Annotated in this window: 18 protein-coding genes and 1 tRNA gene; 12 read left to right on the top strand and 7 right to left on the bottom strand. The window is 74.3% G+C overall.

Annotated features, from left to right (window positions below; genetic code table 11):
- Positions 1-85: 85 nt before the first annotated feature.
- Positions 86-2,875, bottom strand: a complete 2,790-nt coding sequence (gene aceE / locus QP090_RS23145) for a pyruvate dehydrogenase (acetyl-transferring), homodimeric type (protein ID WP_285941225.1) — start codon at positions 2,873-2,875, stop codon at positions 86-88.
- Positions 2,876-3,128: 253 nt separating this feature from the next.
- Here aceE and QP090_RS23140 point away from each other — a divergent pair, with 253 nt between their 5' ends.
- From QP090_RS23140 to QP090_RS23125, 4 genes are all read left to right on the top strand, one after another.
- Positions 3,129-3,536, top strand: a complete 408-nt coding sequence (locus QP090_RS23140; RefSeq protein ID WP_285941224.1) for a secondary thiamine-phosphate synthase enzyme YjbQ — start codon at positions 3,129-3,131, stop codon at positions 3,534-3,536.
- A gap of 226 nt (positions 3,537-3,762) precedes the next feature.
- Positions 3,763-4,191 carry a DUF3052 domain-containing protein gene (locus QP090_RS23135; protein WP_285941223.1) on the top strand — a complete coding sequence of 143 codons (429 nt, stop codon included), beginning with the start codon at positions 3,763-3,765 and terminating at the stop codon, positions 4,189-4,191.
- Positions 4,192-4,403: 212 nt separating this feature from the next.
- On the top strand, positions 4,404-4,859 hold the full coding sequence (locus QP090_RS23130) for a peroxiredoxin (protein WP_285941222.1): 456 nt from the start codon (positions 4,404-4,406) through the stop codon (positions 4,857-4,859).
- Positions 4,860-4,928: 69 nt separating this feature from the next.
- Positions 4,929-5,276 (top strand): hypothetical protein, encoded by a 348-nt coding sequence (locus tag QP090_RS23125; RefSeq protein ID WP_285941221.1) that lies wholly within the window; start codon positions 4,929-4,931, stop codon positions 5,274-5,276.
- 29 nt (positions 5,277-5,305) lie between these two features.
- Here the strand turns inward: QP090_RS23125 and QP090_RS23120 are convergent, their stop codons facing one another.
- Complete coding sequence (locus QP090_RS23120) at positions 5,306-6,493, bottom strand: saccharopine dehydrogenase family protein (protein WP_285941220.1); 1,188 nt, start codon at positions 6,491-6,493, stop codon at positions 5,306-5,308.
- Between the two features lie 117 nt (positions 6,494-6,610).
- On the opposite strand from QP090_RS23120, the gene QP090_RS23115 reads away from it, so the two are divergent.
- From QP090_RS23115 to glnII, 4 genes are all read left to right on the top strand, one after another.
- Positions 6,611-6,790, top strand: a complete 180-nt coding sequence (locus tag QP090_RS23115) for a hypothetical protein (protein WP_285941219.1) — start codon at positions 6,611-6,613, stop codon at positions 6,788-6,790.
- Between the two features lie 241 nt (positions 6,791-7,031).
- Positions 7,032-7,940, top strand: a complete 909-nt coding sequence (locus QP090_RS23110) for a proteasome assembly chaperone family protein (protein ID WP_285941218.1) — start codon at positions 7,032-7,034, stop codon at positions 7,938-7,940.
- A 171-nt stretch (positions 7,941-8,111) separates the two neighbouring features.
- Positions 8,112-8,183 (top strand) — tRNA-Val (locus QP090_RS23105).
- A gap of 193 nt (positions 8,184-8,376) precedes the next feature.
- Positions 8,377-9,393 (top strand): glutamine synthetase, encoded by a 1,017-nt coding sequence (gene glnII / locus QP090_RS23100; protein ID WP_285941217.1) that lies wholly within the window; start codon positions 8,377-8,379, stop codon positions 9,391-9,393.
- Positions 9,394-9,490: 97 nt separating this feature from the next.
- On the opposite strand, the gene QP090_RS23095 is transcribed toward glnII, so the two are convergent.
- A complete protein-coding gene (locus QP090_RS23095; protein WP_285941216.1) occupies positions 9,491-9,862 on the bottom strand; it encodes a DUF2203 domain-containing protein in 372 nt (123 codons plus the stop codon).
- A gap of 45 nt (positions 9,863-9,907) precedes the next feature.
- Positions 9,908-10,120, bottom strand: a complete 213-nt coding sequence (locus QP090_RS23090) for a hypothetical protein (protein ID WP_285941215.1) — start codon at positions 10,118-10,120, stop codon at positions 9,908-9,910.
- A gap of 222 nt (positions 10,121-10,342) precedes the next feature.
- On the opposite strand from QP090_RS23090, the gene QP090_RS23085 reads away from it, so the two are divergent.
- Positions 10,343-11,020, top strand: coding sequence for a hypothetical protein (locus tag QP090_RS23085; RefSeq protein WP_285941214.1), 678 nt, complete (start codon positions 10,343-10,345; stop codon positions 11,018-11,020).
- Here QP090_RS23085 and QP090_RS23080 read toward each other — a convergent pair.
- The 3 genes from QP090_RS23080 to QP090_RS23070 form a co-directional block, all read right to left on the bottom strand.
- Entirely contained in the window at positions 11,001-11,828 is an 828-nt protein-coding gene (locus QP090_RS23080) for a hypothetical protein (protein ID WP_285941213.1), read from the bottom strand. The two genes, QP090_RS23085 and QP090_RS23080, sit on opposite strands and share 20 nt — an antisense overlap.
- Positions 11,829-11,929: 101 nt before the next feature.
- Positions 11,930-12,382 (bottom strand): universal stress protein, encoded by a 453-nt coding sequence (locus QP090_RS23075; RefSeq protein WP_285941212.1) that lies wholly within the window; start codon positions 12,380-12,382, stop codon positions 11,930-11,932.
- A gap of 79 nt (positions 12,383-12,461) precedes the next feature.
- On the bottom strand, positions 12,462-14,324 hold the full coding sequence (locus QP090_RS23070; protein WP_285941211.1) for a RelA/SpoT family protein: 1,863 nt from the start codon (positions 14,322-14,324) through the stop codon (positions 12,462-12,464).
- 284 nt (positions 14,325-14,608) lie between these two features.
- On the opposite strand from QP090_RS23070, the gene QP090_RS23065 reads away from it, so the two are divergent.
- The 3 genes from QP090_RS23065 (at position 14,609) to QP090_RS23055 (ending at position 24,717) form a co-directional block, all read left to right on the top strand.
- Positions 14,609-15,724 carry an alpha/beta hydrolase gene (locus QP090_RS23065; RefSeq protein ID WP_285941210.1) on the top strand — a complete coding sequence of 372 codons (1,116 nt, stop codon included), beginning with the start codon at positions 14,609-14,611 and terminating at the stop codon, positions 15,722-15,724.
- Between the two features lie 129 nt (positions 15,725-15,853).
- On the top strand, positions 15,854-17,512 hold the full coding sequence (locus tag QP090_RS23060; protein ID WP_285941209.1) for a penicillin-binding transpeptidase domain-containing protein: 1,659 nt from the start codon (positions 15,854-15,856) through the stop codon (positions 17,510-17,512).
- 269 nt (positions 17,513-17,781) lie between these two features.
- Complete coding sequence (locus tag QP090_RS23055; RefSeq protein WP_285941208.1) at positions 17,782-24,717, top strand: type I polyketide synthase; 6,936 nt, start codon at positions 17,782-17,784, stop codon at positions 24,715-24,717.
- Positions 24,718-24,977: the final 260 nt, after the last annotated feature.

Here is a 24,977-nt window from a genome sequence, read left to right as displayed (position 1 = left end):
CCCCGATGCCGCTCGGGGCCCCTCAGGGGCGCCGGGAGGGGATCACGGCCTACACCTCCGTGATCCCGCCGCCCGCGCCGGTGCGCTACGCGTCGCCGCCGGTGTTGCTCTCGGCGCTGCCCACGCCGCCCGCGAAGACGGTGCTGACGTCGGCGCCGAGCTGGTAGCGGTCGATCGCCTGCTGGAGCGTCTCCTGCTTGACCTCGCCGTGCCGGGCCAGCCGGGTGAGCACGGCCAGCACGACCGACGCCGCGTCCACGTGGAAGAACCGGCGGGCGGCGGCGCGGGTGTCGGAGAAGCCGTAGCCGTCGGTGCCGAGCGAGGTGAAGTCGCCGGGCACCCAGGAGGCGATCTGGTCGGGCACGGCCCGCATGTAGTCCGACACCGCGACGATCGGCCCCGGCACGTTCTCCAGGACCCGGGTCACGTACGGGACGCGCTGCTCCTCCTCGGGGTGCAGCAGGTTCCACTTGTCGCACGCCGCGGCCTCGCGGGCCAGCTCGTTCCACGAGGTCGCCGACCACACGTCGGCGGCCACGCCCCAGTCCTCGGCCAGCATCCGCTGCGCCTCGACGGCCCAGCGGCCCCCGACGCCGGACGCCATGATCTGCGCCCTGGGCGCCTGGCCGTTGCCGGTCGCCGGCTCGGGCGCCTCCCGGTAGCGGTACAGGCCCTTGAGTAGCCCGTCGACGTCGACGCCCTCGGGCTCGGCCGGCTGCTGGTAGGGCTCGTTGTACACGGTGAGGTAGTAGAAGACGTCCTCGCCCTGGGGGTGCTCTTCGGACGAGCCGTACATCCGGCGCAGCGCGTCCTGGGTGATGTGGGCCAGCTCGAACGCCCACGTCGGGTCGTAGTGGACGCAGGCCGGGTTGGTCGCGGCGAGCAGCGGCGAGTGGCCGTCGGCGTGCTGGAGCCCCTCGCCGGTGAGGGTGGTGCGCCCGGCGGTGGCCCCCAGCAGGAAGCCGCGGCCCATCTGGTCGCCCAGCGCCCACATCTGGTCGCCGGTCCGCTGGAAGCCGAACATCGAGTAGAAGATGTAGACCGGGATCATGAACTCGCCGTGCGTGGCGTAGGCGCTGCCCGCGGCGATCGCGGAGGCCATCGAGCCGGCCTCGCTGATCCCCTCGTGCAGCATCTGCCCCTGCTCGGACTCCTTGTACGACAGCAGCAGCTTGCGGTCCACCGCGTCGTAGGTCTGCCCGTGCGGCGAGTAGATCTTGGACGTCGGGAACAGCGAGTCCATCCCGAACGTCCGGTACTCGTCCGGGGCGATCGGGACGAACCGGGCGCCGATGTTCTCGTTCTTGATCAGGTCCTTGAGCAGCCGGACGAACGCCATCGTGGTGGCGATGCTCTGCTTGCCCGAGCCCTTCTTCAGCTCGGCGTACACCGGGTCGCCGGGCAGCTTGAGCGGCTTGGCCCGGACCACCCGCTTGGGCAGGAACCCGCCCAGCGCCGCGCGCCGCTCGCGCATGTACTGGATCTCGTCGGAGTCCTCGCCCGGGTGGTAGTAGGGCGGCAGCTCGCCCTCGAGGGCGGCGTCGGGGATGTCGAGGTAGAGCCGGTCGCGGAACTCCTTCAGCTCGGCCTTGGTGAGCTTCTTCATCTGGTGCGTGGCGTTGCGCGCCTCGAAGTCGGAGCCGAGCGTCCAGCCCTTGATGGTGTGCGCGAGGATCACGGTCGGCTGGCCGACGTGCTCGCGGGCCGACTTGAACGCCGCGTAGACCTTGCGGTAGTCGTGCCCGCCGCGGGACAGCTTGCGCAGGTCGTCGTCCGTCAGGTCCTGGACGATCCGGCGCAGCCGGGGGTCGTCGCCGAAGAACTTGTCGCGGATGTACCCGCCGGACTCGACGGTGAAGGTCTGGAACTGCCCGTCGGGGGTGGTGTTCATCTTGTTGACCAGCACGCCGTCGGCGTCCTGCGCCAGGAGGGGGTCCCAGTCGCGGCCCCAGACCACCTTGATCACGTTCCAGCCGGCGCCGCGGAAGTACGACTCCAGCTCCTGGATGATCTTGCCGTTACCGCGGACCGGGCCGTCGAGCTGCTGGAGGTTGCAGTTGATCACGAAGGTCAGGTTGTCGAGCTCCTCGCGCGCGGCCAGCCCGATCGCGCCGAGCGACTCGGGCTCGGCCATCTCGCCGTCGCCGAGGAAGGCCCACACGTGCGAGCGCGAGGTGTCCTTGATCTTGCGGTTGTACAGGTAGCGGTTGAACCGGGCCTGGTAGATCGAGTCGATCGCGGTGAGCCCCATGGACACCGTGGGGAACTCCCAGAAGTCCGGCATCAGCCGCGGGTGCGGGTAGGACGACAGCCCGCCGCCGGGGTGCGACTGCTCCTGGCGGAACCCGTCGAGCCTGCCCTCGGGCAGCCGGCCCTCGAGGAACGCGCGGGCGTAGATGCCGGGCGCGGCGTGCCCCTGGATGAAGACCTGGTCGCCGGACTCGCCGTGGTCCTTGCCCCGGAAGAAGTGGTTGAAGCCGACCTCGTACAGCGAGGCGGCCGAGGCGTAGGTGGCGATGTGCCCGCCGACGCCGAGCGTGGGGCGGTTCGCGCGGGACACCATGATCGCGGCGTTCCAGCGGATGTAGGCGCGGATGCGCCGCTCGATGTGCTCGTCGCCGGGGAACCAGGGTTCGTGCTCCGGCGGGATGGTGTTGATGAAGTCGGTGCTGCGCAGGCCGGGCACCCCGACCTGCTGCTCTCGGGCCCGCTCGAGAAGGCGCAGCATCACGTAGCGCGCCCTGCCGCGCCCCTCGGTCTTGATGACGGTGTCCAGCGATTCCAGCCATTCCCGGGTCTCGTCCGGGTTGATGTCGGGCAGCTGACTCGGCAGGCCGTCGCTGATGATCGAAAAACGTTGACGTCCGGAAGCCACGGGGTCCCCTCTGTGCTTACCGTCTTTGCTGTGAGGCCCCCGCCCGCCGCGTCGGGCGGTCGGCGGTCTCAGAACGACTGTTCGTCGCCGTGGTCGATGATCCATCGTCGCCCTTCGTGCGGGCTAACGCATCTCTACCAACCGGTAACCATTCTCCCCGGTCAGCCGGGGTGCCAGTGCAATTTCAGGTCCCTTTTTTCCCGGGCGAACCGCCGGTGGCGGCCGGGTCCCGCCGATGGGGTAGACAGGGACCATGAAGAGCACGGTGGTCGAGGTGACCACGGGGAACAAGGAGGCCGTGCACGACATCACGCCCGAATGCGAGCGGTTCGCCGCCGGTGCCGGAGGCGACGGCCTGCTGAACGTTTTCGTGCCGCACGCCACCGCCGGCGTGGCGATCATGGAACTGGGCGCGGGCAGCGACGACGACCTGCTGGCCGCGCTGGGCGATCTGCTGCCCGCAGACGACCGCTGGCGGCACGCGCACGGTTCCCGTGGCCACGGTCGGTCACATGTGATGCCGGCTTTGGTCCCGTCGTATGCGACCATTCCGGTCTTGGACGGGAGGCTCGCGCTGGGTACGTGGCAGTCGGTGGCACTGGTCGACCTCAACGTTGACAACCCCGTCCGGCAGGTACGGTTGTCCCTCCTCGCGGGATGAGCGCGTCTTGCGCGCTGAGCGCGGGTTGTTACGCTCAGTGGATGAGCTGTGACGTCCACCTGCGTATTTGGGCCAATGAGCCCACCAAAAGCGGGGAAGACACTTGCGCGAGAGCCCCTCGCTTGTGTGGACTGTCCGGCAAACGCCGCACAGGTGCGGGCGGGCCACCCCGTCCCGGGGGGCCGGAGAAGGCATCGTGCGGACTTTCGACCATGGGAGGACTTTCGTGAGCGCGACCGCGGGTCAGGCGCAGTCTGAGCGCAGCCTGGCCGAACGGCTCGGCCTCAAGGCGGGCCAGGTGGTGCAGGAGATCGGCTTCGACGACGACGTCGACGAGGAGCTTCGCGGCTCCGTCGAGGCCGCTACGGGGAACGAGTTGGTCGACGAGGACTACGAGGATGTGGTCGACGTCGTGCTGCTGTGGTGGCGGGACGAGGACGGCGACCTGTTCGAGGGCCTGACCGACGCCATGATCCCCCTCACCGGCGGTGGCCAGATCTGGCTGCTGACGCCCAAGGCGGGCCGGGACGGGCACGTGGAGCCCAGTGACATCGGCGAGGCCGCCCAGACGGCGGGCCTGTCGCAGACGAGCAGCGTGAGCGCGGCCAAGGAGTGGTCCGGCACGCGCCTGGTCGCGCCGAAGGTGCGCAAGTAGCCCCGGGGGACCGGGATCTCGCCGGCCCGGCCGGCCCAGGGAGCCCGGAGCGCGCCGTCAGGCGGCACGCTCCGGGGGCTCCGTGGTCGGCCGGTCCGGGCTGCGCCCCGGCCCTCACGCGGGTGCTGGCAGACTGGTGACGCCCTTCACGGCCGTGGAGGGCGCCGGCTCCCCCGCAGTGCTGCGGGGGACGATCCGCGGGAGAAGGCGTTTTGGCGGTTGAGGTAGGCGACGAGGCACCGGACTTCGAGCTCAAGGACCAGCACGGGACCCCGGTGAAGCTGTCGGGCCTGTGCGGGAAGAACGTCGTCCTGGTGTTCTACCCGCTGGCCTTCAGCGGCGTGTGCACCGGCGAGCTGTGCACCATCCGGGACGAGCTGCCCACGCTGGGCGGCGACGACGTCCAGGTGCTCGCCGTCTCGGTCGACTCGGTGTTCGCCCTGCGGGCCTGGTCCGAGCAGGAGAAGTACCAGTTCCCGCTGCTGTCGGACTTCTGGCCGCACGGCGGCGTGGCGCAGCGCTTCGGCGTCTTCGACGAGGAGAAGGGGCTCGCCACCCGCGGCACCTTCATCATCGACACCGAGGGCGTCGTCCGCTGGAAGGTCGTGAACGCGATTCCGGACGCGCGCGACATCGACGAGTACCGCAAGGCGCTCGCCGGGCTCTGAGTGACAGGTCCGGACCGGCCCGCGGCGCGCGCCGCCGACCGGTCCGGCCCCCGCACCCCTGGAGGTGTGATGCCCTGCTTCCGATGCGGGGCGCGGCAGACCGACCCTGTGCGCGGCGCGAGCCCCTGGAAGCGCGGGGTCCGGGCGGATCGCCAGGTGCTGGTCTGCCCCGGCTGCCAGACCGCCCACGACTGGGCCGACGATCTCGACCGCTGCGCCGCCTGCGCCTCCGCCGCGCTGGTGTGCCGGCTCGGCGAGATCGAGTGCCGCGACTGCGGGCACACCCGCGAGGCCGTCCGCGACGGGCCGTCCGCCACCGGCCTGGTCCGGTCGGGCCCGCCGCCGGGCGACGGCGGCCTGTCCGAAGAGGTCGCCGAGGCGCTGAGCCGGGTCCTGAAGCGCCGCTTCGCCGGCTGACCGGCGGGTCCCGCGGGCATGAACCCGCCTCAGGAGACCGCGGTGTCCTCCAGAACGCGGAAGGTGAGCCCCGCCTTGGTCAGCCGCGCGATGAGGGCGTCGCCCATCGCGGTCGCGGTGGTGACCTGCCCTGCGGTCTCGGGGAGGTCGTCGTGCGCCAGGCTGAGCGCCGACTCGGCGAGCATCTTGGCGGTCTCGCCGTAGCCGGGGTCGCCGCCCGCGACCTCGGTGACGACCCGCCGGCCGCCGCCCTCGCCGACGAACTTCACGCTGAACCAGTTGCGGGCGCGCTGCGCGGCGGAGGGGCCCGCGCCGGGCGCGCGGAGCCCGAGCAGCAGCGCCCGGGTGGGCGGGAGCTGCGCGAGCGCCACGGCGGCCCCCGATCCGGCCACCATGCCGGCGGCCGTGGTCAGGCGCTTGACCGCGATGTAGTGGCCGTAGGAGAAGTCGGGGCCGTAGCGGTCCAGCGCGGCGGCCGAGCGGGTGACGATCCGCGGGTCGATAGAGGGGAGCGGCAGCGTCCAGCCGCCCGCGATCCCCGACCTCGGGACGGGCCGCCGGGACATCCGGATCCGGCGGCCGGCCGGCCGCCGCTCCACCCGGCCGCGCTCGCGCTCGGCCCGCATCATGCCGGGCAGGTCGGCGAACACCCCGACGGCCGAGTGCAGGGTCCCGCCGGACGCGTCGCCCCGCGCCCGCACGAAGCCCTCGACGTGCAGCGGCACGCCCTCGGGGAGGTGCTTGACGGTGAAGTAGGCGCCGAGGTCGTGCGGGATCGAGTCGAACCCGCAGGCGTGCACGATCCGGGCCCCGGTGCGGACGGCCCGTTCGTGGTGGCGGACGTACATCCGGTCGACGAAGGTGGGCTCGCCGGTCAGGTCGACGTAGTCGGTGCCGACCCGCGCGCACGCGGCCACCAGCGGCTCGCCGTGCCGGACGTAGGGGCCCACCGTGGTGATCACCACCCGGGCCGCCCCGGCGACCGCCTCCAGCGAGGCGGGGTCGGTGGCGTCGGCGTGCAGCAGCGGCAGGCCGGCGAGCGCGGGACGGGCCGCGGCGAGCCGGTCGCGCACCGTCTCCAGCTTGGCCCGGTCGCGTCCGGCGAGGGCCCACCGGGTGCCCGGGTCCGCGTGCGCGGCCAGGTAGTCGGCGGTCAGCCCGCCGGTGAAGCCGGTGGCGCCGACCAGGACGAGGTCGTGCGGGCGGTCGGCGATCATGGCTGGTCCCTTCCCAGTACCGAACCGGATTCTGTCACGCCCGGCGCCCGCTTCGCCGGGGACACCACCCGTACGCCGGAGATGTTCTAGGCTGGCCGTGATCGGGGGGAAGCTGGCGTGATCGTACTGATGGTGGTGATGGACGTCGTAGCCCTGGCGCTGTTCGGCTGGGCGTTCAGGTCGGTGCGGCGCCACCGGGGCGCCCGCGCGGACGACAGCGGGCAGTTCGCCGGCATGGTCCTCATCGGGGTCGGCCTCGTCCTACTGTCGTTGGCCCTGGGGAGCGCCGCCCCGTAACTCGGGTGCCGGGCGCGTCGATGACGGCCGGGCCGACCTGAAGCCCCTGGCGGCGGAGGATTTCCTGGTCAGCCGGTTCTTCTCCGGAAATGCCTGATTTCCCGCACGGGAGGGTCAATCCGGGACTTTGTGGGTATTCGTCGGTCATTCGCGGTGTGCGACAGTGATCACATCCGATCCGGGGATGCGCCCCGGCATGTCCTAGTGTTGGGAACATCGACATGAGGATGTGGGGGAGACGTTGCTGAACCCTGAGGACCTGTACGAGCTGGACGACGGGCTGCCGGAGCTGGCCGGGCCGGTGCTGCTGCACAGCCTCGACGGCTTCGTGGACGCCGGGTCCACCGGGCAGCTGGTGCGCGAGCACATCCTTGAGGTGCTCGAGCACCGGGTGATCGCGCGCTTCGACGTGGACTCCCTGATCGACTACCGGGCCCGGCGCCCCGCGATGACCTACGACCGCGACCACTGGTCCGCCTACGAGGCGCCCGAGCTGGTCGTGCACCTGCTCCACGACGAGACCGGCAGCCCGTTCCTGCTCCTGGCCGGGCCCGAGCCCGACCGGCTCTGGGAGGGCTTCACCGCCTCCGTCCGGCACCTGGTGGAACGGCTCGGCGTCCGGCTGGTCGTCGGGTTCCACGGCATCCCGATGGGCGTCCCGCACACCCGCCCGGTCGGGATCACCTCGCACGCGACCCGTCCCGAGCTGGTCACCCGCAACTCCTGGTTCGACAAGGTGCAGGTGCCCGGCAGCGCGGCCGGCCTGATGGAGCTGCGGCTCGGCGAGTCCGGCCACGACGCCCTCGGCTTCGCCGTGCACGTCCCGCACTACCTGGCCCAGTCCGCCTATCCGGCCGCCGCCGTCGCGGCGCTGGAGGCGGTCACCGGCGCCACCGGCCTGGTGCTGCCGGTCGACCGGCTCCGCGACGCCGCCGAGCGCACCAACACCGACATCGCCGAGCAGGTCACCGGCAACGACGAGGTCGAGAAGGTCGTCCAGGCGCTGGAGCAGCAGTACGACGCGTTCGCCGGTGCGGCCGAGCGCGAGAGCCTGCTGGCCGAGTCACAGGACATGCCCACCGCCGACGAGCTGGCCGCCCAGTTCGAGCAGTTCCTCGCCGAGCAGGACGGCCCGGACGCCCAGCCCTGACCGGCGCGGCCCGCGCTGGACCGATCCCGCGATGCGGGCGGCCATCACCGTCCTGCCGCGGCAGGACGGCACGGCGTGCGGGTCGCGTCCGGGGTGGTGAAACCGTTTCGCGGTGGCGGGCCACGACCGGGTATGCTCGCCCGGTCACCGGGGCGTTCCCCTCAGGTGGGCGGGCGCGTAGCTCAGGGGTAGAGCACTCGGCTTACAACCGAGCGGTCGGCGGTTCGAAACCGTCCGCGCCCACCGTTTCCCGGATGCCCCGTCTCCGCTTCGCGCGCGAGGTGGGGCTTTGTCATGTGACGGGCATCTCATCGCGTGCGGGCAGGTCAGGGCGCGTTTTACATGCCGTTCACATATGGGCAACAGGTAAGAAATGCCCCATTGCCACTCTCGTGATGCCGGACGACCGCCGCCGTCCGGGATGACGAAGGGACCGATGTTGAGCTACAAGGCCGAGTACATCTGGATCGACGGCACCGAGCCCACCGCACGGCTCCGGTCCAAGACCAGGATCCTCAAGGACGGCGCCGACCTGCCGGACTGGGGCTTCGACGGCTCCAGCACCAACCAGGCCCCCGGCGACAACTCCGACTGCGTGCTCAAGCCGGTCTTCAGCTGCCCGGACCCGCTGCGCGGCGGCGACCACCGGCTGGTGCTCTGCGAGGTCTTCCTCGTCGACGGCACGCCGCACCCGACCAACAACCGCGCCAAGCTCCGCTCGATCGCCGAGCGGTTCGCGGACCAGGAGTCCTGGTACGGCATCGAGCAGGAGTACACCTTCTTCAAGGACGGCCGCCCGCTCGGCTTCCCCGAGCGCGGCTTCCCCGCCCCGCAGGGCTTCTACTACTGCGGCGTCGGCGCCGACGAGGTGTTCGGCCGCGAGATCGTCGAGCGGCACCTGGACGCCTGTCTGGACGCCGGGCTGGAGATCTCCGGCATCAACGCCGAGGTCATGCCCGGCCAGTGGGAGTTCCAGATCGGCCCGGTCGGCCCGCTGGAGGTCTCCGACCACATGTGGGTCGCCCGCTGGCTGCTCTACCGCATCTCCGAGGACTTCGACGTCTCGGCCACCCTGGACGCCAAGCCGGTCGAGGGCGACTGGAACGGCGCCGGCGCGCACACCAACTTCTCCACCAAGGCCATGCGCGAGGGCTACGACCCCATCATCACCGCCTGCGAGGCGCTCGCCGACCGGGTCGAGGAGCACGTCGCCGGGTACGGCGCCGACATCGAGCGCCGCCTGACCGGGATGCACGAGACCGCCCCGTGGAGCGAGTACAGCTACGGCGTCTCCGACCGCGGCGCCTCGGTGCGCATCCCGTGGCAGGTCGAGGTGGAGAAGAAGGGCTACATCGAGGACCGCCGCCCGAACGCCAACATCGACCCGTACGTGGTGACCCGGCTGATCACCGACACCTGCTGCACGGCGCTGGAGAAGGCCGGCCAGGTCTGATCCCGCCCGTCCCGCCCGCTCTCCGGCCGGTGCCCCGCCCAGCGCGACGGCACCGGCCGGCGGCGTTCCCGGACGTTCGGGGACGGGTCCCGGACGGTCAGGGGAGCGGGCGGCGGCCGGCGAAGCCCAGCTCGGTGCGGTGGTACCACTCGAGCTCGGTGTCGCCCTCCAGCCAGCACAGCCGGACCGACCGGCCGTCCAGCGTCGCGGGGAAGTCGATGAGGAACGGGGCGATGCCCCTGATCTCCAGGCCCTGGTCGGTGAACCAGCCGATCCGCTCGTCCAGCCTCGCCTCGTAGGCCTTCGCCTCGGCGATCCCGCCCGACGCCGACTCGCCCTCGATCCGCAGGTCGAGCGCGAGCTCGGCCAGGTCGGCGCGGATCGCGACCATCTCGGCCGCCCGCTCCCGCACCTCCGGGATGAGCGCACGAGCCTCCTCGACGGTGAACTCCCGCTCTCCGCTGGCCATGCCGCTCCCCCCGAGGTCGTCGCCGTGCCGTCCCTGGGAGGAACGCTACCGGTGCGGGCATCCGTCCGGTTCCGGCCCTGGGCACTCGGAGGGGCCCAGGCATTCGCCGTAGGCGGGGCACGCGCCGGGCTCGGGGTCCCGGTCGGGTTCCAGCCAGTCGTCGTGCTGTCCCTCGGGCGCCAGCCAGTTCAGGACGCGCCCGATGACCGTGCGCCTCTCGTCGGAGCCGTTGTCGGGGAAAGGCCGGGGGGTCTGCATGGCGGCCAGCCTCCTGGAAGGTGTCGGGTCGAAATGATCAGTAGTAATGATCATTAGTACAGACACCGCGGGGAACGGTAACTATGCCGCCGCATCCCCGGGAATCCGGCCGGTGCGCACTACCTGGCCCGATGCCGCCAAATGATGACAAATTCACGGACAGGGACGAGTTCCCGCTGGTGGCGCCGGGTAGCACTCTGACGTTCGCTGGGGGGAGGAACCATGGCCGAGACGCCGTACGGACCGTCCCACGGCGGCCCGCCCGGCCGGCGCGGAAACGGGGCCGGAGGCAGGGCGGGAGGACACGGACCGAGGTCGTCGGCCTGGGAGCGGTCCTTCCGGTGCCCGTCCACCGCGCGCCGCCCGGTCGAACGGCCGATGGCCCGGTACGCCGACTTCGTCCGGCTGCACGAGGCGGCCGAGGCCGAGGCGTCGCTGCTGATCCGCCGGATCTGGTGGGCCGGGACGTCCTTCGGGGTGCTCGCGGGCGCGTTGACGTTCGCGATCGCGCTCCTGCTGCGCGGCGTGCTCGGCGTGCCGGTACCGGCGTTCGCCGGCGCGGCCGTGAGCACGCAGGCCGCCGCGCTGAGCTACGCGGTGTGCGCCCTGGCCGGGACGATCCAGGCCACCGCGCTGCTGCACGTCCTGGTCGTGACGGCCGCGCGGCCCGTGCGGGCCTTCACCTGGATCGGGGCGATCGTGGTCCTGCTGCTGACGGCGATCCCGCTGACGCTGCGCGGCCCGCCGGTGGCCGCGGTCCTGGCCACCTCCGGCCTCAACCTGGTGGGCGGCACGGTCATGGTGACAGTGATGGCGGCGATCACCGCGGCGCTGCTGCACCGGCCCGGCCCGCTGCTGCGCCGCCGACCCGCCCGCGGGATCAGGCGCGGCCGACGGTGACCGCGAGCGCGGCCGGGGCCCGGGTGGACGTCACCCGCATGTGCCGCAGCCGCCGCCATACCTGGAGCCCGATCGGGTGCTCCGGGGCCATCACCCGCAGCTCGCGGTGCATCCCGGAGAAGCCGAGGACGAGGAACGCCTCCCAGGTGCCCCGGGGGAGCGGGTCGTCGGTGAACGCCCGGGTCAGCGGGACCGAGGCGGTGTAGGTCAGCCGGTCGCCGCCGGCCTCCAGCGCCGCGATCACCTCGTACCTGCGGCCCGAACCGGGTTCGCGCAGCCGCAGCTTCGCCGAGACCGGCATCGCGATGTCCTGGAAGGTGATGTGCCCCGAGACCACCAGCTCGTCGTCGTGCTCGTTCCAGGCCAGCGTCTCGGCGCGGGTCGAGCCGCCGGGGTGCGCCCGGCCCCCGACGTCGATCGCGAGCGTCCCGTACGCGCCGAAGTACACCGTCACGGTGGTCGAGCCGGCCAGGAACCGGCGCTGCGGCGTCGGGTCCAGGCCGGGGGCGTGCCGGTGCCCGAGCGGGACGGCGCGGGCCACACCGTTCGGCCCGACGGCCAGCTCGACGTCCCACAGACCGTTCGGGAGGGGGCCGTCACCGCAGACGGAGGTGATGTCGATCAGCGCCTCGAAGAGGTGCCCGCCGGCCGCGGGCAGGACGGCGGGGACGCTGATCAGCCCGTCGCCGCCGCGCTCGCGCAGCAGCAGCTCGGCCTCGGCGGGCCGCGAGCCGTCCGGCTCCAGGCGGCCGAGCAGCCGGAGGGACATCCCGGACCATGCGACCTCCGTCAGGTAAGGATCAGCCATCGCCGCCCCCTGTGCCATCGGTCGTTCGCGGACCTCGTACCTGAACGATTCCCTGGCGGCACCGTCCCGGAACCGGTGGACCGCCGGTCACGCCACCACGGTCACGGCACCACGGTCACGGGCCAGCGGCCAGAGCGGACCAGCCGGACGGCCACCGAGCCGACCAGCCGGTGCCCGGCCTGCGCCGAGGCGCCCACGACCACGGCGTCGGCCCGATTCTCGTCGGCGACGCGCGCCAGCACCGTGTACGGGTCGCCCTGCTCGATCAGGAAGGTGTAGCGGACGGGCGTGTGCTCGGACGCCCGGACGAGCTCGGCGCGCAGCTCGGCGGCGATCTGCTCCCCGGCCTCGCGCAGCACCGCGGCGCCGCCGGGGGTGAGCGAGGAGAGCGGGGCGAGCGGCGACACCAGCACCAGGATCAGCCGCGCCCCGTTGCGCCGGGCCTGCCCCCAGGCGTAGGCGGCGGCGCGCAGCGAGGTGTCCGACCCGTCGACCCCGGTGACGATCACCCGCGGCCCGTCGGTGCCCAGCTCGAACGGCCGGTCCTCGCTCATCTGACCACCCCGGGCACCAGGGTAGGACGCCGCCCCTCCGCACGCCCGTGCGCCCCCGCCCGCACGCGCGTGGGCGGGGTCAGGGGCGGGTGAAGCGGGCGACCAGGCCGTCCACGGCGAGCGACCCGGTGCCGAGTGCCGCGTACATCGCGTCGACCCCGGGGTAGCCGAGGGCGCGGGCCGCCGCGAGGGCCTCGCCGCGCGCCTCTGCGGCCAGGAGGACCAGGTGCCGTCCGCCCAGCGCCCGGACGAGGCGGCGGCGCCCGGCGTCGGCCTCGTCCTCGCCGCGCCGCCGGGCCACCCACCGCTGGATGTGCGCCCGCGCCTGGACGGTCACCGCGAACTCCAGCCACTCCTCCGACGGCGAGGCGCCCGGATCGCCGAGGATCTCCACCACGTTGCCGGTGCGGACCTCGGCCGACAGCGGCGCCAGGCGCCCGTTGACGAGCGCGCCGATGCTGCGGTCGCCGATCTCGGGGGCCAGCGCGTAGGCGAAGTCGAGCGCGGTGGCCCCGGCCGGGAGCGGCACGGTGTCGCCGGCGGCGGTGAACCCGGCCACGGTCCCGGGGGCGAGGCCCGCGCGCAGCCCGTCGAGGAACTCGGCGGACGGGGCGCCGGACTGCCAGGCCAGCAGCCGGCTCAGCCACTCCAGGTCGCGCCGTCCCGCCACCGCGTGCGCGGTGGCCGCGTCGTCGCCGGCGTCGCGGATGTGCGCGACGATGCCGTACTCGGCGACCGGGTGCATCGCCCGGCTGCGGATGATCACCTCGAACGGGTCGCCGGACGGGGCGATCACCCGGGTGTGCAGGGACTGGTACAGGTTGTCCTTGGGCAGCGCGATGTGGTCGCGGACCTGCCCGGCGATCGGGTGCAGGGCCGCGTGCACCGCGCCGAGGGCGACGTAGCAGTCCTGGGCGCCGCCGTCCACGATCAGCAGCAGCCGCGCCGCCTCGCACGGCCGCAGCCCGGCCAGATCGCCGCCGAGGGACTCGTGCACCGCGTACAGGTGCGACGGCCGGATCTCGATCCGACCCCGCACCCCGTGCTCGCCGAGCGTGCCGCGCAGCAGCGCCATCGCGGGGCCGAACGCGCGGCCCGCGTCGCGCAGGGCCGCCCGCACGGCGCCGGAGGTGGCCTCGTGCGCCTCGGGCGAGCGGGCCGCGAACGCCAGGTCGTCCATCTCCCGCTTGAGGACGTGGATGCCGAGCCGCTCGGCGAACGGCACCAGCAGCTCGTGCGACGCCCGCGCGTACCGGGCCCGCTTGTGGACCGGCTGGTAGTGCAGGGTGCGCAGGTTGTGCAGCCGGTCGGCCAGCTTGATCACCAGGACCCGCAGGTCGTCCGCGGCGGCCAGCACGATCTTGCGGAGGGTCTCCGCCTCGGCGTGCCCGCCCCACCGCTCGCCGTCGAGCTTGGTCACCCCGTCCACCAGGACCGCGACCTCGTCGCCGAAGTCGGCGCGGACCTCGCCGACGGTGTAGGGGGTGTCCTCGACGGTGTCGTGCAGCAGGGCGGCCACCAGCGTGGTGGTGTCCATGCCCATCCCGGCGAGGATCATCGCCACGGCGAGCGGGTGGGTGATGTAGGGGGCGCCGGACTTGCGGAACTGGCCGCGGTGCAGCCGCTCGGCGACCTCGTAGCCGCGCAGCAGCTCGGCCTCGCCGCCGGGGCAGGCGGGGTGCCGCGCGGCGAGCAGGGGCGCGACGGCCGCTCTCAGGTCGCCGCGGCCGGGCGCGGCGGACCGGCCGCCGAGTGGGAGGTGGAACCGCCCTCGCAGGGGCGGGACGAGGCGCCTGAACGGCGGCGGCGTGGTGAGCGGCCCCGTGGGCGCCCCGGGAACGGCGGCCGTCCCCGGGACTCCGGCGGCGGGCGCCCGCCTTCCGGGGCCCGCGGGTGACCCGCGGCCCGCACCTGTGGAGTTCGCCGGATTGAGGGTCGCCATCACGCACCGACCTGCCAGCCTTCTCGGTAGCGCTCGTGCTACCGGGTGTAACCGGCATTATGCGCCGCGCCGTCCGGCCCGCGCGAGGGGGCGCGCGCGAAGGCCGGGCAAAGGCCGCGCCTGGAAGGTCTCCTGGGGTGCGATGTCAAGGCGATTTAACGAACACTTCATGACGCTGTGATGCCGGGCCCGGTAGTGCCAGGTAGTAATGCTCATGAGTGCCAGGCCGCCTTTGGCCGATGTGGCCCGCGTGCGGCCTCTGAATGGAGATGGATAATGGCGAAATGATGCCGACTCCCCGCAGCCTCCGCGCCGCCGCGTCCAACGCCGCCCAGCTTCTGCTGTACGGCCACGTCGCCGATCTGCGCCCGATGCCCACGGAGATGGTCGACGACGGGCCGAAGCGGTCGGTGTACCGCTACCGGCCGCCGGAGGGCGTGGTCCCGGCCGGTCCGCCGGTGCTGTTCGTGCCGCCGCTGGCGGCGCCGGCGCGCTGCTACGACCTGCGGCGCGGGTGCAGCCTGGCCGAGCACGTGGTGAACGCCGGCCGGCGCAGCTACCTGCTCGACTACGGCCCGATCGGGTTCGGCGACCGCGACCTGGGCTTGGAGGAGTGGGTCGGCGAGATCCTCCCCGGGGCGATCCGGGCGGTCAGCCGCGACTCGGGCGGTCAGCCGGTGCAGCTCGTCGGCTGGTGCCTCGGCGGCGTCTTCGCGCTGCTGGCCGCGGCGGCCGACCCCCGGTTGCCGATCGCGTCGGTCGCGGCGATCGCCTCGCCGGTCGACGTGCGGGCGGTGCGGCTCGCGGCGCCGCTGCGCCCGGTCGCCCGGCTCGCCCGCGGGCCCGTCGCCGACCTGGCCGGCGTGCTGCTCGGGGGCGTGCTCGGCGGGGTGCCGCGGCCGGTGGTGAAACGGGCCTATCAGCTCGTCGGCATCGATAAGTACCTGCTCCGGCCGTATAAAGTGCTGACCAATCTTGACAACGCCGAGTTTCTCGCCCAGATCGAGGCCGTCGATCATTTCACGAACGCCATGCTCGCGTTTCCCGGGCGCACCGCCGGGGAGATTTACCGCGGCCTGCTGTGTGACAACGCGCTGGCCGGCCCGGGGGTCGAGATCGGCGGGCGGCGGCTGGATCTCGGGCGTGTCCGGGTGCCGGTCCTGGCCATCGCCGGCCGCGGCGACGGGATCGCGCCGGCCGCGGCGGTCCGTCCGCTCACCCGGCTGCTCGGCCGCTCCCCGCAGGTGCGCTTCGAGGAGGTGCCCGGCGGGCATCTCGGCGTGCTGACCGGACGGTCGGCGCGGTCGAGCACCTGGGCGCACCTCGACCGGTGGCTGGACGAGGGCACCGTGCGGCACGGAATCCGCCCGCAGCGGCGGGAGGCCGCCGTCACGGTCTGATCCCCGCAAATCGCCCTGCCAGCAGCATTGATATGCATATCGGTATCGCAGTGTGATTGATGTCTATCTTGGACTTTCCGCTGGTCAGCTGCTCTCCTTGGTACGTCATCGACGGAGAGGAGTTCAACGATGCGCCGATCCCACGTGGTCGTCGCCGCGATCGCGACCGTGGCCGTGCTCGCGGGGGCGGGAGCGGTGTGGCTCATCCGCGGCGGCGAGGGGCCGGAGGGCGCCGCCGCGCGCTACGCCGACGCCTGGAGCCGCGGTGACTTCGCCGCCATGCGGGGCCTGACGGACGGGCCGCCCGCCGACTTCGAGACCCGCCTCACCCGGACGCGGGACGACCTGGGCGTCACGCGGCAGCGGTACGCGGCCGCCTCGGTCGGCCGGCCCAAGGATGGGAAGGCGGGCGGCTCCTACAGCGCCGAGCTCACCCTGAGCGCCGGCCGGACCTGGAAGTACACCGGCGCGCTGCCGCTCGTCCAGCGCGACGGGGACTGGCGCGTCGCCTGGTCGCCGGACCTCGTCCACCCGATGCTCCAGGAGGGGCAGCGGCTGCGCGCCGCGCGCGCCTGGCCGGACCGCGCCGAGATCCAGGCCGCCGACGGGAGCAGCCTGAACGCTTCGCCCTCCGGTTCGGTCCAGCAGTTCGTCGGCCCGGTCGGCGCGCTGTCGGCCGAGGCCGCCGCCAAGATCGGCCCTCCGTACCAGAAGGGCGACCCGGGCGGACTCGAGGGACTGCAACGCCAGTACGAGCGGCGCCTCGCCGGGACGCCGGCGCTCAGCGTGCAGATCGTCGGCGCGGACGGGACACCGGTGAAGACCTTGCAGCGGTTCGGGGGATCGGACGGGAAGCCGCTGCGCACCACGCTCGACCCGAAGGTGCAGCGCGCGGCGGGGGAGGCGCTCGGCGCGGTGGACAAGCCCGCCTCGCTGGTCGCCCTCCGCCCGTCCACCGGGGAGGTCCTCGCGGTGGCCAACAAGCCCGGCGGCTACAACCGGGCGCTGATGGGGCAGTACCCGCCCGGGTCGACGTTCAAGGTGGTCACCGCGGCGGCGCTGGTCGCGGGCGGGATGGACGCCGGGACCAAGGTCCCGTGCCCGGCCACCACCACGGTCGGCGGGCGCACGTTCAAGAACTACAAGCACGAGGACTTCGGGACGATCCCGCTGCGGGAGGCGTTCGCGCACTCGTGCAACACCACCTTCGCCCGCCTGGCGGTGGACAAGCTCGGCGAGAAGCGGCTCGCCCAGGTCGCCGCCCAGTTCGGCTTCAACGCCCCGGTCATCGCCGGGCTGCCCGCGGTGCGGGCCGCGTTCCCGCAGAACAAGGACGACACCTCGTTCGCGTCCGCGTCGTTCGGGCAGGGCCAGGTGCTGACCAGCCCGCTCAACATGGCGGGCGTCGCCGCGGCGGCGGCGAGCGGCACCTGGCGCTCGCCCCGGGTCGTCGACCAGGCGCTGGCCGCGAAGGCCGTCGACGCCAAGGGCCGCGCGCCCGAGAAGCCGCACCGGCTGGAGCCCGCCATCGAGCGGGCGCTGCACTCCCTGATGCCGGCCGTCGTCAGCGAGGGCACCGCGGCCGGGGTCGGGTTCCCGTCCGGGACGGCGGGCAAGACCGGCACGGCCGAGTTCGGCGAGGCGGCCGAGGGCGCCGACCCGCCGACGCACGCGTGGTTCATCGGCTATCGGGGCGATCTGGCGTTCGCCGTGATCGTCGAGGGCGGCGGCACCGGCGCCGAGGCTGCCGCGCCGCTGGCGGCCCGGTTCCTCAAGGGAGTCCGCTGACACGGGGAACCCCCCGCGGCGCCGACCATTTGGGCGTTTCCCACCGTCAAGCGAAGTTCAAGGAACCTTTGGAAAACCCGTGATCGCGGGTTCCCTGGTGTGTCGCCCGGTGGTCGCCCGGTCACCGACCGTAGTGTGGCGCAGCGTCGCGGGCCCCAGCCCGCGGAGGCGCACAGGTCCGGCCAGGGCCGCCCCGGCGGGGGCGGGGCCGGCTTCGAGCCGCGCGGGCAGGAGGTCAGCGGTCCGCGCGGGACGGCGGGGGGCAGCGGATGACGGCGGACACGAGCGAGGTCGCGACCTGCGAGGGCGGCGACGGCGGCGACGGCGGCGTCCGGGAGGGCGCGGCGGCGGCCAGCGGGGTTCGGGCGGGCGGCACGGCCCGGACCCGGGTGGAGATCATCGGGGTCACCCCGTTCGGGCGCCCGGTGCCGCACCTGGTCGTCGCGGTCGCCCGCGCGGGCGGGCTCGGCGTGCTCGACCTCGGCACCGACCGGGCCGCCGCCCTCGCCGCGCTGGCCGACGTGGCGCGGTGGTGGCGCGGCCCGTTCGGCGTGCGCGTCCCGGCGGGCTGCGGAGTGCCGCCCGAGGACCTTCCGGACGCCGTCACCGCCGTCGTGATCGACGCCGCCGCGCTACCCGGCCGCGACCCGGGCGGCCCCGGGACCGCGTCCGGGAACTCCTCCGAAGCAGCCGACGGAACCCCCACCGACGGGACCCCCACCGACGGGACCCCCACTGAGGCGATCGACGCCGCCGCGTACGCGCGAGGCCGCCGCCTGCTGGTCGAGGTGGTCGGCCCGGACGAGGCCGCCGCGGTGCTCGCGCTCGACGCCGGGCGGCCGGGCGGGCTCATCGCCCGGGGCCGCGAGGCCGGCGGGCGCGTCGGCGACCTGACCACGTTCGTGCTGCTCCAGCACCTGCTGGCGGACCCCGCGGTGGACGTCCCGGTGTACGCGGCGGGCGGGATCGGCGCGCACACCGCCGCCGCCGCCGTCGCGGGCGGCGCCGCGGGCGTGGTGCTGGACGTGCAGCTCGCCCTGGCCAGGGAGATGGACCTCCCCGCCGACATCGTGGCGGCGCTGGAGGCGATGGACGGCAGCGAGACCCGGATCGTCGCCGGGCACCGCGTCTACACCCGTCCCGACCTGCCCGACCTCGACCCCGACGGGCTCGGCGCCGCCGGGGTCGGCGCCCGGCTCGGCGCCACCGGCCTGCACTCCCGGCTGCTGCCGGTGGGCCAGGACGGCCCGCTCGCCGCCGCACTCGGCCACCGCTACAAGACCGCCGGGGGGATCGTCCAGGCGCTGCGCGAAGAGATCGGCGCGCACCTCGGCGCCGCCGTCCGGGCCGTGCCGCTGGCGCCCGTGGACGCCCCGCCGGGCGCCTCCGTCGGCCGCGACTACCCCGTGGTGCAGGGCCCGATGACGCGGGTCAGCGACCGCTCGGCGTTCGCCGCCGCGATCGCGCAGGACGGCGGGCTGCCGTTCCTCGCGACCGCGCTGATGAGCGGCGACGAGGTCCGCGAGCTGCTGCTGGACACCGCCGACCGGCTCGGCGACCGTCCCTGGGGCGTCGGCGTCCTCGGCTTCGCGCCGCCCGCGCTGCGCGAGGCGCAGCTCGCCGCCGTGCGCGAGGTCCGCCCGCCGTACGCGCTGATCGCGGGCGGCCGTCCCGCGCAGGCCGTGCCGCTGGAGGAGGCCGGGATCAGCACGTACCTGCACGTGCCGTCGCCGGGCCTGCTCGACCGGTTCCTGACCGAGGGCGCCCGCAAGTTCGTCTTCGAGGGGATGGAGTGCGGCGGCCACGTCGGGCCGCGCGCCGCGTTCCCGCTCTGGGACGCCCAGGTCGAACGGCTGCTGGAGTTCACCGCCGGCAATCCCGGGACCGCCGCCGAGATGTCGGTGCTGTTCGCGGGCGGGATCCACGACGAGCGTTCGGCCGCGATGGTCGCCGCGCTCGCCGGCCCGCTCGCCGAACGCGGCGCCGACGTCCGCGTCCTGATGGGCACCGCCTACCTGTTCACTTCCGAGGCGGTCGCGGCGGGCGCGATCCAGCCGGGGTTCCAGCGCGCCGCGGTCGAATGCGAGGGGACCACGCTGCTGGAGACCTCGCCCGGGCACGCCACCCGCTGCGCCCGCACCCCGTACGTCCAGGCGTTCGAAGAGGCCAGGCGCGAACTGGAACGGGCGGGGACGCCGCGCAAGCAGATGTGGCGCCGGCTGGAGGAGCTGAACCTCGGACGGCTGCGCATCGCCAGCAAGGGGCTGCGCCGCGACCCGTCCGGACCGGGCTCGTCCACGCTGGCCCCGGTCGGGCCGGACGAGCAGCGCGCCGAGGGCATGTACATGATCGGCCAGGTGGCGGCGCTGCGCTCGGCCACCACGAGCATCACCGCCCTGCACGAGCAGGTCACCGCCGGCGCCACCCGGTTCCTGGCCGAACGCGCCGCGGCCCTCGGCGTCACCGGCGACCTGGCGGCGGCGAACGCGAAGGCGGAGGACGCGCGGCCGGCCGACATCGCGATCGTCGGGATCGGCTGCGTGTTCCCCGGCTCGCCCGACGCCGACGCGTACTGGGCCAACATCGTCGGCGGCGTCGACGCCGTCACCGAGGTCCCCGGGGAGCGGTGGAACCCGGACGTCTACTACGACGCCCAGGCGGAGCGCGCGCGGGCGGGGGAGAAGACCCCGTCCAAATGGGGCGGGTTCCTGCCCGACATCCCCTTCGACGCGCTCGCCTACGGCATCCCGCCGAACTCCCTCAGCAGCGTCGACCCGGTGCAGTTGCTCGCGCTGGAGGTCGCCTCGCGCGCCCTCAAGGACGCGGGGTACGCCGAGCGCCCGTTCGACCGGTCCCGCACTTCGGTGGTCTTCGGCGCCGAGGCCGGGACCGACCTCGCCGCCGCGTACAGCACCCGCGCCGTCCTGCCGGAGTACTACGGCGAGGTCCCGCCGGGCCTGGACGGGCAGCTCCCCAAGCTGACGGGCGACTCGTTCCCCGGCGTGCTCACCAACATGATCGCCGGACGGATCGCCAACCGGCTCGACCTCGGCGGCGCCAACCACACCGTGGACGCCGCCTGCGCCTCGTCCCTCGCCGCGCTCGACTCGGCCTGCAAGGAGCTGCTGTCGGGCGGCAGCGACATGGTGCTGTGCGGCGGCGCCGACCTGCACAACGGCATCTACGACTACCTGCTGTTCTCCTCGGTGCACGCACTGTCGCCCAAGGGCCGGTGCGCCGCCTTCGACGGCGACGCCGACGGCATCGCGCTCGGCGAGGGCGTGGCGTGCGTGGCGCTCAAGCGCCTCGCCGACGCCGAACGGGACGGCGACCGGGTCTACGCGGTGGTCAAGTCCGTCGCCGGGTCGTCCGACGGCCGCGCCCCGGGGCTCACCGCGCCGCGCGTCGAGGGGCAGCGGCTCGCCCTGGACCGGGCCTACGCGCGGGCGGGGGTGTCGCCCGCGGGCGTCGGCCTGATCGAGGCGCACGGCACCGGCACCGAGGTCGGCGACCGGGTCGAGCTGACCACGCTCACCGAGACCTTCGCCGCCGCGGGCACCGCGCCGGGCGGCGTCGCGCTCGGCTCGGTGAAGTCGCAGATCGGGCACACCAAGTGCGCCGCCGGAATGGCCGGCCTGATCAAGACGGCGTACGCGCTGCACACCGGCGTCCTGCCGGGCACCCTGCACCTGACCCGGCCCAACCGGGCGTGGGACGCCGAGACCAGCCCGTTCGCGTTCGGGCACACCGCCCGCCCGTGGGCGTCCGCGCCCGGTGAGCGGATCGCGGGGATCAGCGGCTTCGGGTTCGGCGGCGCCAACTTCCACGCCGTGCTGTCGGGCTACGACGGCGCCCCCGAGCCCGTCTCCGGCCTCGCCGAATGGCCCGCCGAGCTGTTCCTGATCCGCGGCACCGACCACGCCGCCGCCCGCGCCGAGATCGACCGGCTCGGCGCGCTGCTCGCCACCGGCCGTCCCCGCCTGCGCGACCTGGCCCGCACCTTCGCCACCGGCCAGGGCCCGGTGCGCCTCGCGCTGGTGGCGACCGGGCCGGACGACCTGAAGGACAAGCTCGCCGCCGCCCGCGAGTTCCGCTCCGCGCCGGGCGTGTTCGCGGCCCCCGCCGAACCGGCGGGTCGCGGCCGGATCGCGTTCCTCTACCCCGGGCAGGGCAGCCAGCGGCCGGGCATGCTCGCCGACCTGTTCGTGGCGTTTCCGAGGCTCCAGCGGCTGCTGCGCCTGGACGGGGGCCGGCACGCCCCCGCGATGTTCCCGCCCGCCGCGTTCACCCCCGACGCGCGCGGCCGGCAGCGCGTCGCGATCACCGACACCCGGGCGGCGCAGCCCGCGCTCGGCATCGCCGGGCTGGCCGTCCACCGGCTGCTCACCGAGCTCGGCGTCCGCCCCGACCTGGCCGCCGGGCACAGCTACGGCGAGCTGGTCGCGCTGTGCGCCGCCGGGGTCTTCGGCGCAGACGACCTGATCGCGCTGAGCACCGCGCGGGCCGAGGCGATCCTGGCCGCCGCCGCCGACCTCGGCGGCGACCCGGGCGCGATGGCCGCCGTCGCGGCGACGCCCGCCGAGGTCCGCGCCGCCCTGACCGGCGTCCCGGACGTCGTCGTCGCCAACCACAACGCGCCCCGCCAGGTGGTGGTCTCCGGACCCGCCCCGGCGCTGCGGCAGGCCGTCGCCGCGCTGCGCGAGCGCGGCCTCGGCGCCGAGCCGCTCCCGGTCGCCTGCGCGTTCCACAGCCCGCTGGTCGCCGGGGCCGCCGCCGAGCTCCGCGTCGAGCTGGCCGGACGGGACCTGCGCTCGCCCGCGTACCCGGTCTGGTCCAACAGCACCGCCGCGCCCTACGACACCGACCCCGCCGAGCTGGGCGCCACGCTCGCCGGGCAGGTCGCCGCGCCGGTCCGGTTCGTCGAGCAGATCGAGGCGATGTACGCGGCGGGCGCCCGGGTGTTCGTCGAGGCCGGTCCGGGCCGGGTGCTGACCGGGCTGGTCGGCGCGATCCTCGGCGACCGCCCGCACACCGCGGTGCACTGCGACGCCCCGGGCGACGGCGGCGTGGAACGGTTCCTGACGGCCCTCGCCGAGCTCGCCGCCGCCGGGGTGCCGGTGGACCCGCTGCCGCTGTTCGCGGGCCGCGGCGCCCGCGCGGTGTCCGCCGCGGACGCCGGTCCCGCGCCCGGCTGGACCGTCAACGGGCACCTGGTCAGGACCCGCGACGGCGCCTGCCTGCCCAACGCGCTGCGTCCCGCCGAACGGGTCACCGGCGACCGGACGACCTCCGAGTCGGCGGTCCTGGAGTACCTGCGCAACAGCCGCGAGATGATCGCGGCGCAGCGCGACGTCGTCCTCGGGCTGCTGGGCAGACCCGCCCCGTCCCCGGTCCCCGCGCCGCGTCCCGTGCTCCCGGGCGAGATCCTGGCGCCGAAGACCGCCGAACCGGAACCGCTCACCACCGGTGGCGTCCGCGCCGCGGTCCTCGCCGAGATCGGCGCCCGGACCGGCTATCCCGCGCACATGCTGGGCGAGGACCTGGACCTGGAGGCCGACCTCTCGATCGACTCGATCAAGCGCACTGAGATCATCGGGGCGCTGGCCGAGCGCGTCGGCCTCGCCGCCGCCGGGGCGCGGCTGGACGAGGCGATCGTCGAGCGGCTCGCCCGGATCAAGACCATCGGCGAGATCGTCACCTGGATCTGCGGCCACCTCGCCGGCGCCCGGCCCCCGCGCGGCGCCGTCCCGGCGCCCGCGGCCTCGGTGGAGACGGCGTCCGCGGTCGAGCCGGTGCCCGCGTCCGCCCCGTCCAGGCAGGTCGTGCGGGTCACCGGCCTGCCGCCCGCGGGCGCGCCGGAACCGCCCGTGTTCGCCGGCAAGCGGTTCGTGATCGTGGACGACGGCGGCGGCGTCGCGCTCGAACTGGCCGACCTCCTCGAACGGCACGGCGCCCGGGTGCGCACCCCGCTGGACGCCGGCGGTGCCTGCGACGGGCTGATCCACCTCGCCGCCCTGCGGCCCGGCGGCGGGCCCGTCCTGCCCGGCGCCTACGACGGGATCCGCCAGGCGCTGCTCGGCGGCCTCGGCTGGCTCGTGCTGGCCAGCGGCACCGGCGGCACGTTCGGGCACCGTTTCGACGGCGACCCGTCCGCCGGCGCGGGGCTGCGCGGCCTGGCCCGCACCCTCGCCCGCGAGTTCCCGGACGTCCTGGTCCGCGCCCTGGACGTCGGCACCAAGGACGATCCCCGCACCGTGGCGCGGCGCATCCTGGACGAGCTGCTCACCACCGACGCCCCGGTCGAGATCGGCTACGAGGGCGACGCCCGCCGCACCCTCTCGATCGTCCCGGCCGCGCTCGACCCCGGCGGGCCGCCCCGCCTGGACCTGGACGCCGACGGCGTGGTGCTCCTCACCGGCGGCGCCCGCGGCATCACCGCCCGCGTCGCCCGCGAACTCACCCGCACCACCGGATGCCACGTCGAGATCGTCGGCCGCACCGAACCGTCCGCGCCCGAAGACCCGCCGCTGGCCGCCGCGCCGGACGAGTCCGCGCTGCGCCGCGCCCTGGTCGCGCGGGGCGGCCTGGCGCCCGCCGAGATCGAGGCGACGATCCGGCGGACCCTGTCCGGCCGCGAGGTCCGCCGCAACCTGGAGGCCCTCCGCGCGACCGCCGCGTCCGTCCGCTACCACCCCGCCGACGTCCGGGACCCGCAGGCGGTGCGCGCGGTGGTCGAGGACGTCTACGCCCGGCACGGCCGCCTGGACGGGGTGGTCCACGGCGCGGGCCTGCTGGAGGACCGCCTCGTCCGCGACAAACCGCCGGGCTCCTTCGACCGCGTGTACCGCACCAAGGTCGACGGCGCCTGCGCCCTGGCCGCCGCGGTCCGTCCCGACGTGCGGTTCTTCGTGGTCTTCGGCAGCGTCGCGGGCGTCTACGGCAACGCGGGCCAAGCCGACTACGCCGCCGCCAACGACGCCTGCGACACCCTCGCCCGGCACTGGCGCACCCGCCTCCGGGGCCGGGTCCTGGTGGCCGACTGGGGCCCCTGGGCCGGTGGCGGCATGGTGTCCCCGGACCTCGCCCGCGAGTACGCCAAGCGCGGCATCGCCCTCCTGGACCCCGACGCGGCCGTGACCGCCCTCCTCCACGAGATCGCCTCCGGCGACGAACCCCAGGTCCTCTTCACAGGAACCCCCGAATGAACCCGCACGAACGCCCCCCCAACCCGCGCAGGTACCCGAGGAGGCGCGCGGCGGCTGGACTGAGGAGCGCGCGGAGCGACGTAGGAGTGAGCACGCGACGAGGGAAGTCGTTGCGTGAGGCGCCGACGAGCCGCGGTGCCGGAGGCGCCGCCGTGGGCGCTGTGAGGAGGCGCGCGGCGGCTGGACTGAGGAGCGCGCGGAGCGACGTAGGAGTGAGCACGCGACGAGGGAAGTCGTCGCGTGAGGCGCCGACGAGCCGG

This window comes from Actinomadura xylanilytica (assembly GCF_030283145.1).
GTDB lineage: Bacteria > Actinomycetota > Actinomycetes > Streptosporangiales > Streptosporangiaceae > Spirillospora > Spirillospora xylanilytica.
The sequence above is the reverse complement of the archived record's forward strand: the minus strand, read 5'-3'. Positions and strand labels throughout refer to the sequence as shown.

Coding starts and splice junctions, on each gene's coding strand:
- QP090_RS23140 (WP_285941224.1), top strand. CDS start 3,129: ATGAAGAGCACGGTGGTCGAGGTGACCACGGGGAACAAGGAGGCCGTG.
- QP090_RS23125 (WP_285941221.1), top strand. CDS start 4,929: ATGCCCTGCTTCCGATGCGGGGCGCGGCAGACCGACCCTGTGCGCGGC.
- QP090_RS23120 (WP_285941220.1), bottom strand. CDS start 6,493: ATGATCGCCGACCGCCCGCACGACCTCGTCCTGGTCGGCGCCACCGGC.
- glnII (WP_285941217.1), top strand. CDS start 8,377: ATGTTGAGCTACAAGGCCGAGTACATCTGGATCGACGGCACCGAGCCC.
- QP090_RS23095 (WP_285941216.1), bottom strand. CDS start 9,862: ATGGCCAGCGGAGAGCGGGAGTTCACCGTCGAGGAGGCTCGTGCGCTC.
- QP090_RS23090 (WP_285941215.1), bottom strand. CDS start 10,120: ATGCAGACCCCCCGGCCTTTCCCCGACAACGGCTCCGACGAGAGGCGC.
- QP090_RS23085 (WP_285941214.1), top strand. CDS start 10,343: ATGGCCGAGACGCCGTACGGACCGTCCCACGGCGGCCCGCCCGGCCGG.
- QP090_RS23080 (WP_285941213.1), bottom strand. CDS start 11,828: ATGGCTGATCCTTACCTGACGGAGGTCGCATGGTCCGGGATGTCCCTC.
- QP090_RS23075 (WP_285941212.1), bottom strand. CDS start 12,382: ATGAGCGAGGACCGGCCGTTCGAGCTGGGCACCGACGGGCCGCGGGTG.
- QP090_RS23070 (WP_285941211.1), bottom strand. CDS start 14,324: ATGGCGACCCTCAATCCGGCGAACTCCACAGGTGCGGGCCGCGGGTCA.
- QP090_RS23065 (WP_285941210.1), top strand. CDS start 14,609: ATGATGCCGACTCCCCGCAGCCTCCGCGCCGCCGCGTCCAACGCCGCC.
- QP090_RS23060 (WP_285941209.1), top strand. CDS start 15,854: ATGCGCCGATCCCACGTGGTCGTCGCCGCGATCGCGACCGTGGCCGTG.
- QP090_RS23055 (WP_285941208.1), top strand. CDS start 17,782: ATGACGGCGGACACGAGCGAGGTCGCGACCTGCGAGGGCGGCGACGGC.